The sequence below is a fragment of the Streptomyces europaeiscabiei genome (assembly GCF_036346855.1).
GTDB lineage: Bacteria > Actinomycetota > Actinomycetes > Streptomycetales > Streptomycetaceae > Streptomyces > Streptomyces europaeiscabiei.
In genome coordinates, this window is sequence record NZ_CP107841.1 from 2,030,484 (window position 1) to 2,043,762 (window position 13,279).

At 65.2% G+C, this 13,279-nt stretch carries 11 protein-coding genes and 1 pseudogene; 2 read left to right on the forward strand and 10 right to left on the reverse strand.

Translation table 11 applies throughout. The features are described from left to right. Positions 1 to 14: 14 nt before the first annotated feature. From speD to OG858_RS08720, 7 genes and pseudogenes are all read right to left on the reverse strand, one after another. The gene (gene speD, locus OG858_RS08690; protein WP_179201034.1) at positions 15 to 461 is read right to left on the reverse strand and encodes an adenosylmethionine decarboxylase; all 447 of its coding nucleotides are present in this window, start codon (positions 459 to 461) and stop codon (positions 15 to 17) included. 5 nt (positions 462 to 466) lie between these two features. Then, positions 467 to 1,663 carry an ATP-grasp domain-containing protein gene (locus tag OG858_RS08695; RefSeq protein ID WP_086748881.1) on the reverse strand — a complete coding sequence of 399 codons (1,197 nt, stop codon included), beginning with the start codon at positions 1,661 to 1,663 and terminating at the stop codon, positions 467 to 469. Continuing rightward, positions 1,660 to 2,895, reverse strand: a complete 1,236-nt coding sequence (locus tag OG858_RS08700; protein ID WP_328545016.1) for an MFS transporter — start codon at positions 2,893 to 2,895, stop codon at positions 1,660 to 1,662. The genes OG858_RS08695 and OG858_RS08700 overlap by 4 nt, the downstream gene beginning before the upstream one ends. 44 nt (positions 2,896 to 2,939) lie before the next feature. Beyond that, positions 2,940 to 4,364: a coproporphyrinogen-III oxidase family protein gene (locus tag OG858_RS08705; RefSeq protein WP_319266461.1), complete on the reverse strand. Its 1,425-nt coding sequence runs from the start codon at positions 4,362 to 4,364 to the stop codon at positions 2,940 to 2,942. Continuing rightward, positions 4,364 to 5,566: an ATP-grasp domain-containing protein gene (locus tag OG858_RS08710; RefSeq protein ID WP_086748878.1), complete on the reverse strand. Its 1,203-nt coding sequence runs from the start codon at positions 5,564 to 5,566 to the stop codon at positions 4,364 to 4,366. The genes OG858_RS08705 and OG858_RS08710 overlap by 1 nt, the downstream gene beginning before the upstream one ends. Positions 5,567 to 6,078: 512 nt before the next feature. Next, positions 6,079 to 6,577: pseudogene (locus tag OG858_RS48505) on the reverse strand (IS1380 family transposase); the annotation flags it as partial. Positions 6,578 to 7,025: 448 nt separating this feature from the next. After that, positions 7,026 to 8,297: a glycoside hydrolase family 10 protein gene (locus OG858_RS08720; RefSeq protein ID WP_319266457.1), complete on the reverse strand. Its 1,272-nt coding sequence runs from the start codon at positions 8,295 to 8,297 to the stop codon at positions 7,026 to 7,028. Positions 8,298 to 8,473: 176 nt separating this feature from the next. Here OG858_RS08720 and OG858_RS08725 point away from each other — a divergent pair, with 176 nt between their 5' ends. Continuing rightward, positions 8,474 to 9,349: a 3-hydroxybutyryl-CoA dehydrogenase gene (locus tag OG858_RS08725; protein ID WP_079024363.1), complete on the forward strand. Its 876-nt coding sequence runs from the start codon at positions 8,474 to 8,476 to the stop codon at positions 9,347 to 9,349. 204 nt (positions 9,350 to 9,553) lie between these two features. After that, positions 9,554 to 9,811 carry a hypothetical protein gene (locus OG858_RS08730; protein ID WP_086748876.1) on the forward strand — a complete coding sequence of 86 codons (258 nt, stop codon included), beginning with the start codon at positions 9,554 to 9,556 and terminating at the stop codon, positions 9,809 to 9,811. Between the two features lie 28 nt (positions 9,812 to 9,839). On the opposite strand, the gene OG858_RS08735 is transcribed toward OG858_RS08730, so the two are convergent. From OG858_RS08735 to OG858_RS08745, 3 genes are all read right to left on the reverse strand, one after another. Continuing rightward, positions 9,840 to 10,385 carry an NUDIX domain-containing protein gene (locus OG858_RS08735; protein WP_086748875.1) on the reverse strand — a complete coding sequence of 182 codons (546 nt, stop codon included), beginning with the start codon at positions 10,383 to 10,385 and terminating at the stop codon, positions 9,840 to 9,842. Between the two features lie 98 nt (positions 10,386 to 10,483). Next, positions 10,484 to 11,824, reverse strand: a complete 1,341-nt coding sequence (locus OG858_RS08740) for a transcriptional regulator (protein WP_086748874.1) — start codon at positions 11,822 to 11,824, stop codon at positions 10,484 to 10,486. A 360-nt stretch (positions 11,825 to 12,184) separates the two neighbouring features. Then, positions 12,185 to 13,153 (reverse strand): PP2C family protein-serine/threonine phosphatase, encoded by a 969-nt coding sequence (locus tag OG858_RS08745; protein WP_328545015.1) that lies wholly within the window; start codon positions 13,151 to 13,153, stop codon positions 12,185 to 12,187. Positions 13,154 to 13,279: the final 126 nt, after the last annotated feature.

Here is a 13,279-nt window from a genome sequence, read left to right on the forward strand (position 1 = left end):
TCCTCTGACGTTGATCAGATCCCGGCCAAGGCGCGACCTGTGCCATTGTCAAGGCTCTTCCCCTTTTGAACTCCGCTCGCTGGAGGGGCCGCGGCAGGCAGTGAGGACGAGGGCACGCCGCGCTGAATGACGCTCATGCGGTGATTCCCTGCCTCCAGGCTTTCGACCAGCGCTTCCACGACCTTCTCCGGCCTGCAGTTGGTGCCGCAGGTGAAAGTGTCTATGAAGAGAGAGTGAGTGTCGGGATACGTGTGCACAGCGACGTGGGACTCGGAGAGGAGGAAGACAGCGGTAAAACCACTGGGCTCGAAGTTCTTGGTCTGAACGCTACAGATGCTGGCCCCGGACCTCGATATCCCCACGCGAAGCGCCTGCAGTATCAAGTCATTGTTCGTGATCTTATCGGTCGGCACATCGTAGACGTCTGCGAAGACATGGGTTCCGACGAAGTCATAGGTCACCGGCATTACATCCATTTCATGAAGCCTTGAGCCACCAGAGTGAACTCACCGAGGCGCCGTTCGAGAAGCTCTGACGTTTCACCTTTCGCAACAAAACTCAGTACCGCGTCCGTGCTCGCTGAGGCACCAGTGAAATCTTGCGGGGCGGCAGCTCGCACATTGAATTCTTGAATGTGAGTCGGTAGGTCCGGGACGTCGATCGCCAGCAGGGTGCCCCTTTTCGGAGGGATGAGGACCCACCCGTAGAGCTCCTTGGAAAGTTCGATCGAGCCGTTTCCGGGAACCGCCAGGCCGGCTTGGTAGCGAATCCAGGACTCAGCCGGATTCACACCGGTTCGATAGGTCAGGGCCTGTGGAACGTGCGCACCACCGAGCCGGGATGCGATCTCGCAAAAGTAGAGCTGCCCGTCGGCCTCATGGAGCATGACCTCAAGATGAAAGGGAGACCGGTCACCGGGCGGCATCGCTGCCAGCACTTCACGCGTGTACGCATTCAGGCGTGCAGCTACCGGGTTGCTCGGCTCCAGCTGCACACTGCCCAGCGGCGCGCTGTCATGGAAGGACAGGCAATCGTTGATGTACTGCGAGGGACAGGAGTACCTGAGCTCGCCGAACTCCGCCTCGCCGTCGACATGGTAGACCAGGCCCGGAATATACTCCTCCATCAAGATGTCGGAGAACTCCCGCTGTGCGATCTCATCCGTGAGTTGTTTTTCCGACCGAATGAGCTGCACTCCGGACGAGGCATACCCGAGCCGCGGCTTGACGACAACGGGCCAACCGAATTCGGCCGCAAAAGCATGAGCCTCGTCGAGGTCCCGCGGCGCGCAGAACCCAGGCGTGCGCAGACCCGCCGCTGCCACACGCTGCTTCATCACCAGTTTGTCTCGAAACGGCAAGGCCTCTGCAAGCGACTGACCCGGGATGCCGAACAGATCTCTGGCCTGAGCGGCTCTGAGAACGTCTTCCTCGGTCACGTGCACGATTTGTGTAACATCGTTCGCTTGGCACAACAGTTCGAGTGCCTCCTGCGTGCCGGCACCGGTCGAGTAGTCCTCGATCTCCACCATCGTGGGGAAGGTGCCGCGGTACCCGACGGCGGCCTCGGCGCTCGTGATGAGAGCCACGTCTTCTGCGACTTCTGCGAGCCAGTCACCCAGCGGGGTCAGGATGGCCGGCACACGATTGAGCACGACGATCACGGCAAGGCCTCCACTGCCGATTCAGAGCGGTTTGCAGATTTCGCGAGCAACGGGACGCATCCGAAGATGGCCACCGCCATCACAACGAAATAGATCGTGGCGCCGACTGCGAGCAGACCACCACCGATGACCGGGCCCACGAAGAAGCCGACATAGCGCAACTCTGCCAGGCCGAAGTAGGTACCCTTCTGTCCGTCTTCCGCCATCTTGTGAATGGCGATGTCCGGCATGGGCAGCAGGATGGCCTCGCCCAGTGTCCAGAACACGATTCCTACGTAGAGGAAAACGAAGCTCACCTGCATGGCCGAGAAGAGCAGGAGCCCTGCAGCGAACGCACCGCAACCCAGCACGATGAGCAGCCGTTCTGAAACCTTCTTCCCGAGCCATGCGATAGGCACCTGCAAGACGATGCCGAGTACCGCATTGACCATGAGGAGGGAGGCAATCAAGGCAACCGCCTTGCCGGCGTTCTGCTCCTTGATGAACAGCGGGATGATCGAGTCGATCTGTGAGAAAACCAGGAAGATCATCCCGCCGGCACCGATGGCCGCCATCAGCCGCCGGTCGCGGACGAGCCCCCGGAAGAGTTCGGCGTACGACTGCCGGCCCTCTTCCGCGTCTCCACCTCCTCGACCCGGATCCAATGCGACAAGAGTCGTGCCCCGGACCACCAGGAGAAGGAGGTATCCGGCAAAAAGTGCCGCAGGACATACGAACAGGTAGACCGAGCCGCCCAGGTAGAGAAGGCCGCCAATGGCCGGCCCGACGATGGCGCCGATGCACAGAGTCATGTACCGGAAGCGGAAGATGCTGCCGTCGTCGCCCCCGGCCAGTGACATGAGTTTCTTCATGGCCGGCTCGACGAGGAGACGCCCGACACCGAGCAACATGATCAAAGCCACGATCGCTGCCGTACCTTGCACCATGGCGAGCAGGAGGTATGTAGCGATGTAAACAGCAAGACCCAATCGGATACAGAGCACAGCACCGAGGCGATCCACCATAACGCCGCCGGCGATGCCGCCGATGGCGCTGATCAGTGCGATGCTTCCGACAACAGCCCCAATTATCGCCAGACTGAGTTGACTGTGGTCCTTGAGATAGAGGGTCAGGAAGGGCGACGCCGAAAAGAAGGCGATCGAGTTGAGCAGACTGCCCGCGATGAGTAACCTGTTCGCTTCCCGCTGTTTACCACCGTGGGCTTCGGGAGCGGATTCATTGGTTCGTGCCACAAGGGTCCTCTGGTTTCACATGTGCAGGCGATGAGCCGGTCGTATCAGGCGCTGATGACCGGGAGAGTCATCCGTCGTTCGCCGTCCGTTATGCCCTTGACGCGGCTCTTCAGCGCAACGAAGTCGTCGAGGATCTTCTGATCCGACGCCGGGGACATGTAGTACATCATGTTCACGTACCAGTACCACCCGAGTTCGGTGATGCGAAATTCTTCGGCATCCTCCACGACCAACCCCTCGGCGATGAGGTTCCCCAGTTTGTCCTTGAATTCCTGGGGGATTCGTTCCCATTCGAGCCGGCTCTTCGGCACCCATCCGAAGAAGGGGAGCCTGAAGACCAAGGATTTCTCATAGGGGATGCCGTCCGCTTGCGTCACGTTGATCTTGAAGTCGCTCTTGTCCAGCAGGTTCCTGGTGTAGGTGGCCCGGTTCTCGTCATTCATGATGGTGTAGGCGCCGGTCTGCGATATGGATGAATTACCGAAGCCGATGAGGTCGTCGTCGCTGTGGGACCAGAAGAAGCTGTTGTACAGATTGGTGTAGTCGCGAGAGATGAAGTTCGGATCAGGCTGCTCGCCGTCGGGGATCCGGTAGAATCCGTTGCCGTTGTGCTGTTGGAATCCGGAGGCGCGGATGTACTGGTTCAGGTAGATCGACATGGCCATCTTGTTCATGAAGCTGAGGGGTGCAAGGCTATTTCGCACGTAGCCATGGTGCAGAGATGCCTGGGTCACCACGTTGGTGATCGGATAGAACTCGATGGTCTCGGTGCCGAGATCGACAGCGGACTGGATCTCTCTTGAGAACTGCTCGATGGTCTGGCCATGCATGCCATAAATGATGTCGAAACTGGTGTAGTCAAAGTAGCGGCGAAGCAGCGCAGCCGCTTCATATGTCTGGTCCAGGGTTGCGGTGATGTTGAAAAGTTCCCTGTAGACGGGATCGAATGTCTGGAGTCCGAATCGAGCCTTATTCACTCCGATATCCCGCATCGCCACGATCTTCTCTTCATCGATGCTCTTGACTTCCATCTCGAACGTGAACTCTTCGAGAACGGACATGTCAAAATGATCGTGAATGGCCTTTCCTATGCGGCGGATCTGTCCAGCTGTCAGCGTGGTCGGTGTGCCTCCGCCGAAGAATATGGCCTTGATCGGGCGGCAAGTAACCGACTCATACTTTGCTTTGATCTGAATTTCGCGGATCAATGCTTGGACATAAAGCTCGATCGCCTCATCGCCCGGCTTCCCGAGACCTCGGTTCAGCGTGCAGAAGGAGCATATGGTTTCACAGAACGGGATGTGAAAGTAGAGAGCCCTGTCACGGATTCGGTCCACATCCAGGCTCGGAAAGAGCTTGTCATGCGACGTGACGTCCAGCTCCTGCCCCTTCATCGGGTAGAGCCAATTGTAGACGGGGAACTGCTCATCGAATTTCATCAGGGTTTTCCCTGGCAGCAATTTCACCATTACGTTATCTCCACACTGATAGTCGAACGAACGGCTCGAAGAGTTTCCAGGACGTCTGCTCTCGCGGATCCTGACACCAGCAGCTTCGCTACCACGGTATTGAGATCGCGGGTCATCGGAATGAAATCGCCCGGTTGATGCGGTGAATGAACCACTTGCACGCCCGGTATCTCGGCGGCCTGAACGAGGCCATGAATTGCTTTGAGCTCCCCTGAGTGAGCGTCATTCCTGATACAGCAGATTGCCAACAGAGCATCGAAGGCGACGCGCCCGTCCACTACAAAAGACTTACCGGGTGCATCTGTATCGCCGAGCAGGACCGACAGGGTGTCTTCGTAGGGCCTGAACGAACTGTTCAATTCCCAGTGCTCGGCGATCGAGGCTCCGGGCAGGCGGCTTCCGATTTCGATGAGGTAGATTCCGTCATCCGTGCACTTGATTTCGATGTGGCTGGGACCGAATCTGACCCCGAAGCATTCCAGCACTTCTCCGGCGAACCGGGCTGCATTCGAAAAATCCGGATCTTCATCTGTGATCTGTATGAGGTCCCAGTAGGGCTGATCATAATCTGCCGTGCCCGGTTGCCGGTACTCCCAAATGTCGATGACCCGATGTTCGCCGTCCATTGAGAACATGTTGACGGCCAATTCCCGGCCCCGTGCATAGCGCTCGACCAACCACTGGTCGATATCGGCACCGAACAGATCATGGTGGCTCAGTTCGCGAACAGTTGCCTGGAGCAGTGCGGGCTCTGCGACGAGACGAACATCCCTTGAAGCCGCCCCGGTCGAGGGCTTGATAATCAGCGGATAGCCGATCCTTCCCGCCGCGGCCGGCACCTCGGCGAAATCGCGCACGATCTCGTACTCCGGAACCCTCACGCCGCCGGCTGCGGCGAGGTCTCGCATCTCCGCCTTGTTTCGCCTGGCTCCGGCACGCGCAGGGTCATTGCCCGGCAAATTGAGGATGCCCGCAAGCGTATCGGCAAGGAAAACGCCGGGTTCCGTGGCCGGCACGACTGCCTTGATGGGCCAGCCGAAGTCATCCGGGAGATCATCAGGCGTTCGAGCGTACAGGCTCAAATCGTCTTTTTCCCGGTGCTGCGCGGCAACTTCCGCCAGGACATCCAACGAGATCGTGTAGATGGAGACAACGGCGAATCCGAGTGAACGACATGCGTCCTTGAACGCTTCGCCGGTCATTACGGGGTCGACGAGGACTACTGCTTCACGTCGGTCCGACCCCGCCCGGATGCGGTTCCTTGGATTCGGCTGTCCGTTGTAAGTGTCAGGTGCAGACCTATTGCCCGCACCTGGCAGGTTCACGCGCGCCGCCGGCAGGTACTCTCTCTTGTCAGTGCTCGTCCCATTTTATCCCCCGTTGATAGATGGCACGCCACGAAGTGCAGTGCGAACCCGCGAGGATATGCCAGTCTGCTCGGATAGTTCGGAGTCAGTCATTCTCCGAGTGAGGAGCAAGGCGACACATTTAAGGACGGGACGGTCCTGCATCCGCTGACTTTTGTCATGCTGCCAGAGCGTCAAGGTTCGATGCAAGCCTTTGTTCGAATGCCTTGGCCTCGGCAGCGAGGGTTCAGAGGGGCCGCCAGATTCCCGAAAGCCCCTTTGTACTGAGAGTTTGTAAGGATTCTCGGTGTCCGGTGGCTCCGTTGGGGCGGTGCTGCTCGTAGGGCTGGAAAGGTACTTGTCAATCGGGGGTTCGAGGGGCTCTGGAGCCGGTCCAGGGCGTCGGTGATCAGTTCGGACCAGGGCCAGTGCCTGGCGAGTCGGAGGATGCGGTGGTGACCAGGTGAGCGGGGGTGGAGAACCGTCGCAACGGCAAACGGCGGGGCGCCCGGAGCCGGGCACAGCCGGTCGGTGCGGGTATCGGCACCCAGGTGAGCAGGAGGGGGGCGGTCTGGGCGTTTTCGAGCCAGGTTTGATTCGGCCTGTCGTCGTGGAGGGGATGGTTGCGCACGCTGGTGGCGCGGATGCGGTCCTCGGCCGGACCTCCTGCCGGTGGCGCACTTGCACGGCGGCGATCGGCGTGCGTGCCAACGGTGTTGGTGGCGAAGCGGTTCGGCCGCATGCCGTCGGCGTCGGTGAGACGGAGCGGGGCACCCGGGTACGGCCGCTCCTCGCGGACGACCAGCCACAGCTCTTCCGGCCGACCGGCACATCGTCGGCGAGTTCGGTGACCCAGGTGCCGGTACGGAACGCGCAACCGCCGATCTTCCAGCGTCGTGGGGATCCGCGGCAGCAGCCCCTGGCCACCCCCCGCAGGTCATCGCCCGCCCGCCGGGACCCATGGGCGGAGCCGCGGTGTTCAGTGGTGGAAGGAGGTCACCCGCACGACCCTTCTCCCACGCGGCGGGCCTTCGCGGGGGCGCCCGGCTGCATGCCGTCGTCGGCCGCATTCATACGGCGCGTGGCGCTCCGGCCGTGTCCGCGCCGGCGCTGATGTTGTGCCCTTGATCGCGGTCACCTGGAGCCTGGGAGGTGTGAGCCCAGAGGAAGCAGTGCCGGGTGGGAATCACGTGCACGCAGCCGTACTCGGAGGATCTCAGGCGGGACGTGATCGCGCTCGTGGCGTCTTCGGGCCGGACCTTGACCGAGGTCGCCCGAGATCTACGTGAGCACCCTGCAGGGGCCCGTCCCTCAATCATCGGGGCGTGCGGGCCGGCTGCCGGTAGTGGTCAGCAACCACCCGGGCCATGGCCCCGATCTTGTCCTCCTTGACCTCCTTGGCCGAGAAGAACACGTGCCCCCGCAGTTCTGGGTGCTTCTTGGCGAGGGTGAGGTGGCGGGACAGTTCGGCCGGGTCCTGCCAGGCCGCGGGCTGTGCCGGGTCGCCCGCCTTGTAGAGGGCCTCCCCGACGTAGAGCCGTGTCCCAGACCCCCTCGCGACCTCTGCCCACCAAGGCAGAAGGACTGCATAGTTGGCAGGAACCTGCTGGTCAAGCGGGTGTGCCGACCAATACAGCTGCGGCACGATGTAGTCGATCCAGTTCTCCCTGACCCATTTCCGTGTGTCCGCGTGCAGGTCGTCATACGTCTGCACACCCGCCCGTGTGGCAGAGCCTCGCTCGTCGGTCTCGGCGTTGCGCCACACCCCGAAGGGGCTGATCCCGAACTGCGTGCCGGGCCGGATCACTTTGATCTCCGCCGCGGTCTCCCGCACGAGCCTGTCGACGTTGTCACGCCGCCAGGCCGCCCGGTTCGGGAAACTCCCGCCGTAGCGGTCGTACGCCGCGTCGTCGTCGAAGACCTGGCCCGCCACCGGGTACGGGTAGAAGTAGTCGTCGAAGTGCACGGCGTCGACCGGGTACTTCCGTACGGCGTCGAGCATGGCCTTCCGTACGTAGGCGCGGACGGCGGGGACACCGGGGTTGTAGTAGAGCTTGCCGCCGTAGGGGACGGCCCAGCCGGGGTTCTTCCGGGCCGGGTGCGAGGCGACGAGACGGCTCGGGTCGGTGTGGAGGGCGATCCGGTACGGGTTGAACCAGGCGTGGAGTTCGAGGCCCCGGGCGTGGGCCTCCTCGACCGCCGTGCCCAGCGGGTCCCAGCCGGGGTCCTTGCCCTGGGTGCCGGTGAGGTACTGCGACCAGGGCTCGTGCGGGGACGGCCAGAGCGCGTCGGCGGTGGGGCGGACCTGGAAGATCACGGCGTTGAGGCGGCGGGCCACGGCGGTGTCGAGGTGGGTGAGGAGTTCGGCGCGCTGCTGGTCGGCGGTCAGACCGGGCGCGGAGGGCCAGTCCCGGTTGGAGACGGTCGCCAGCCACATGCCCCGCAGTTCGCCCTCGTCCGCCCTGCGGCGGGGGCTCGGCTCCCCTCCGGCGATGGCGGTGCCGGCCGCCGCACCACCGGCCGCCAGGAGCGTCGTCACCGCGGTCGCCCAGAACGCCCGTCGTGACATCCGTGACTTCCGATGCATCGCCGTACCTCCGCGTACCGCTTCCCGCGCGTCCGCCCCGTCGCGGACCGGTCCTGGCCAGCCTTCCATGTGACACCCGGAATACTGATCAGTAGGCGTCGCGGGTAACGTGCAGGTTTGGCGCAGTCCCACACCAGGGGTATCTGCCAGGCACGTAGACCAGTGAAAGGGACGATGTGACGGACTTCCCAACGGGAGATCTCGCACGAGTCGGAGTCGTGGGCTGCGGCCAGATGGGAGCGGGCATCGCCGAGGTGTGCGCCCGCGCCGGACTGGACGTGAAGGTCGCCGAGACCAGCGGCGAGGCTCTGGAGATCGGCCGTACCCGGCTGTTCAACTCCCTGTCCAAGGCAGCCGAGCGCGGCAAGATCACCGAGGCGGAGCGGGACGGGACGCAGGCGCGCCTCAGCTTCACCACCGACCTCGGCGAGTTCGCCGACCGTGACCTCGTCATCGAGGCGGTCGTGGAGAACGAGCAGGTGAAGACCCAGATCTTCCAGGTTCTCGACCAGGTGGTGACCCGCCCGGACGCGATCCTCGCCTCGAACACCTCCTCCATCCCGCTCGTGAAGCTCGCGGTCGCCACCTCGCGGCCCGACCACGTCATCGGCATCCATTTCTTCAACCCGGCCCCGGTGCAGAAGCTCGTCGAGCTGATCCCGGCGCTCACCACCTCCGAGGGCACCCTCAGCCGGGCGCAGCTGTTCGCCGAGAAGGTGCTCGGCAAGCACGCCGTGCGCGCCCAGGACCGCTCGGGCTTCGTGGTCAACGCGCTGCTCGTGCCGTATCTGCTCTCCGCGATCCGGATGTTCGAGTCGGGCATCGCCAGCCGTGAGGACATCGACAACGGCATGGAGATGGGCTGCGCCCACCCGATGGGCCCGCTGAGGCTCTCCGACCTGATCGGCCTGGACACCATCGTCTCCATCGCCAACTCGATGTACGAGGAGTACAAGGAGCCGCTGTACGCCGCTCCCCCGCTGCTCCAGCGCATGGTGGACGCAGGCAGGCTCGGCCGGAAGACGGGGTCGGGCTTCTACTCGTACGCCTGATTCCCTCCGGACCGCTACGGACGGTCAGTTGTCCTCCCGAACGGGCCCGGCACCGGGTGACGGTGCCGGGCCCGCCGCATTCACACACCGTGTGCGCGACGGACACGCATATGCCGTTCGCACACTCTCCCCATGCGCCCACCAGGCGAGTTGACTTCACGTGCGCACGCAAGGGACTGGACAACTACAGAAAGGAGCGGACTCGTGGCCATCGACCCCGAGCATCCGGTGCACCACGGCGAACTCGCAGAGTTACGACGCCGCCTGGATGTGGCGCACACACGCGTCGAAGGAGGGCTGACCCTGCTGAGCCACCGCGCCGAACAGAGCGCCAAGGAACTGGACGACCTGAGCACCCGGGTCGTCACCCTGGAGCACGCCCGCTGGCCCCTGCCCGCGGTGGCGGCCCTCACGGCCCTGGGCGCCCTGATGGTGTCCATCTGGCAGGCGATCGGCCGCTAGGCCCTCCGGGCGGGACGCGAGGGGGATTTCAGGGCTTGGCGTCCTGCCCGAGACGCAGGTGGTGCAGCAGGAGCAGGGCGGCCGCCATGTTGGCGGCCGGGACCTCGCCGCGGGCGACCATGTCGGGAACGAGCTTGAGGGGAACCCATTCCCTGCGGTCCGACTCGAAGTCGTCCACCGGGTGACCGACGTACGCGCCCTCGTCGGCCCAGTAGATGTGGTGCCGGGCGTCGGTGAGCCCGTTGGAGGGCTCGACGCTCATCAGGTGGTGCAGGGGTCCCGGCCGCCATCCGGTCTCCTCCTCCAGTTCGCGGGCGGCCGCCTCGGCGATGGCTTCGCCGTCCTCGACGACGCCCGCCGCGAGCTCCCACCCCCAGCTGTCGGTGATGAAGCGGTGCCGCCACAGCAACAGCACCTCGTTGGCCTCGTTGACCACGGTGGCCACGGCCACGGGCCGCAGCCGTATCAGGAAGTGATCGAGGCGCCGCCCGTCCGGCAACGCCACATCTGCGAGATTGACGCTGAACCAGTGGTTCGAGTAAACAGTTTGTTCGCTCTGTTTCGTCCACTGCATGGTTCTGCCACCTTCCGCCGAGTAAGTGGCAATATCGCAGCAGGAGCTTGGTGACAGCAGGCGCACAGCCGGTGCACGGCCGCGCCCCGGGCACTGCGTCAGAGCGGTACGCGCAGTGCTCCGTCGATGAGCTCGGCGGCTTCCGAGGTCCCCGCGCAGCCGCTGCGCACGAGGTGTTCGCGTACCGCCCGCAGTCTGTCACGCAGGCGCATGGACTCCATTCCCCGCGCCCACTCGGCCATTTCCACGGCGGTGGCCACGGCCTTGTCCGCGTTGCCCTGCCGCAGCTCGATCTGGCTGAGCATCGCGAGCCGGTGCACACGCCCCCGGTCGTGCGCCGGGGTGTCGACCGCGGCCACGGCGTGCTCCGCCGCCGCCGTCAGGTCGCCGAGGCTGAGCAACGCCTCCGCCACCTGTACGTTCACCAGGCCCGGTTGGACATAGCCGGTCTCATCGGGTTCATGACCGCGCCGGATGTGCTCGGCGGCCTGCTCGGCCCGCCGGATGCAGGACAGGGCGCTCGTGCCGTCGCCCAGGTGCGCGTACGCCTTCGCCTGCATCGCGTAGAGGTCGGAGGCGAGCGCCGGGGTGATGTGCTTGCCCGCGGTGCGCAGCGCCGCCTCGGCGAAGGCGACGGCCTGCCGGTTCTCCCTCATGAACAGCGACTGGTTGACAAGGAGTGCGATGACATAGGCACCCAGCCCCCGGTCGCCGCTGGCCTTCGCCAGCCGCAGTGCCTGGTGGAAGTACCGCTGGGCCAGCCCATGGGCGTCGGAGTCGTACGCGCAGATCCCGGCGATCGCCACCAACCCCCCGGTGGCCCGGTGCAGTTGGCGCCCGGTGGCGTCGGTGTAGCTGCCCCGCAGCAGCGGCGCGGCCTCCGCGTTGAGGAATCCGACGATCCGGGTGCGCGTGGCGACGCCCCCGGCCTTCCGGTACATCTGCTCGTAGTGCGTACGGGCCGCGCGCAGCATCTCGATGTCGGCCAGGCTGACGCGATGCCGTCCGCCACGGGACACATCGACGTCCTCCGGCGGGTTCTCCCACTCCCAGACGGGCATCACGGCGGGCGTCCCGGTGACGGCGGGGGCACCGAGGACATGCGCGCGCTGCTGTTCGTCGGAGCGCCACAGGGCGGTGGCACGCTCCACGAAACCGGAGAGCCCGGCGCCGTGCTGCGAGATCGGCTCGCCGGGCACGCCGAGCCCGATGTCGTCGAGGGTGACCGTCCGGTGCAGCCGCCCGGCGAGCACCTCGCAGATCAGGTCGGGCACCTGGCCACGCGGGCGCTGCCCCTTCAACCACCGGGCCACCGCGGTGTGTTCGTACCTCAGCGCCAGCCCTCGGGACCGCCCCGCCTGGTTGACGTGCGCGGCCAGACCGGCGTGGGAGATACCGGCCTCGTCGAGGATCGCGTCGAGCAGGGTGTTGGGCTGCATGGAGGCCCTCCGGTGGCTCGGTGCCGGCGAGTGGCAGCGTAGCGCCTCCCCTTTCACACGGGGTGTGATGGGAATGCCCGAATTCGGGGCGTGCGCACGCTGTCACAGAGAGTTGCCGACAGGTTGACTGAAATGCCTCGCAAGAGGCCGGCCGGGCCGCCGGCTCCCCCTCGTACAGTGCGGTGGCCCTGCCGGGACGCTCCGCTGGAGACGCCGGGCGACTAGGCCGTTTCTGACGGCTCTTGAAGCCGTTCGTGAGCGGTCACGGACGAGTCCGGTGAGGCAGTCAGCGCCTCACGAGTCGCCTCGCGCGGCGCCGGTCGGCCGGATGATCTCCGGCCGAGAGCCATCAGAAGCGCACTAAGGGGTGGGGGCAAAAGGCGGGTTGTCGGCTGCGGGTTGTCCGTGGCTGGTCGCGCCGTTCCTCGCGCCCCTGAGGGTGAGTGGACGTTCGTTGCGGAGTACCAGTATCGCGATGTCGTCCTTGGGCCTTCCCCCCGCGTGGCGGAGGAGTTGGGTGAACACCGCGCGGAGCACGGACCGAGGGGAGATCGGGCGGCCCCTCACGGCTTCCTCCAGCGCGCCCGCCAAGGGAAAGAAGCGGCCCTGTCCGTCTCTCGCGTCCTCCACCCCGTCCGTGTGGAGGAACAGGGCCTCGCCCGGAAGGAGTTGACCGCAGGCGGTGACCGGGAGTTCGGCGGGCAGCGGGAAGAGCCCGAGCGGGGGCATGGGGTCGGCGCAGGTGACCGGCGCCGCTCGGCCGACGCCGAGCAGGTAGGGCCAGGGGTGGCCGCAGTTGAGGGCATGGAGTTCGCCGTCGGGGGCGATCTCCAGGAGGAGGACGGTCACGAAGTCCTCGGTGTCCTCGGCTCGGGCGCGGTCGCGGAGGTGCCGGGCGAGGGCGCGGTCGCGGAGGTGCCGGGCGAGGGCGCGGTCGAGGCGGGCGAGTACCCCGGAGAGTTCGGCCTCGTCGTGGACGGCCTCGCGGAAGCTGCCCAGCACGGCGGCGACGGTGCCGACGGCGGCGTGGCCGTGACCGCGTACGTCGCCCATCACCACGCGTACGCCGTGCTCGGTGGCGATCACCTCGTACAGGTCACCGCCGACGCTCGCGCCCCGTTCGGCGGAGAGCTGTGCGGCGGCGGTGGCCAGCCCGGCGATCCGGGTGGGCAGCGGCCGCAGCAGCACGCTCCGCGCGGCGCCCGCGGCCTCGCGCGCCTGGCGCACTTCGCGCAGTATCACCTGCCTGCCGTGCAGCAGCAGCCCGGCGCCGACCGTGAGGAACACGGCACTGCCGACGACCCGGGCACCGACCAGCGCCCGCCGCACGGACCGCCGACCGGAAAGACGACGCCCCCGGGACGAAGCCCGACGAGGAGCCCCAGCCCTGATTCGAATCATGCCGTTGGCCCCCCATCAGGCCCGGACAGCGCGAACGGCCCCGAGAGGCCGGTC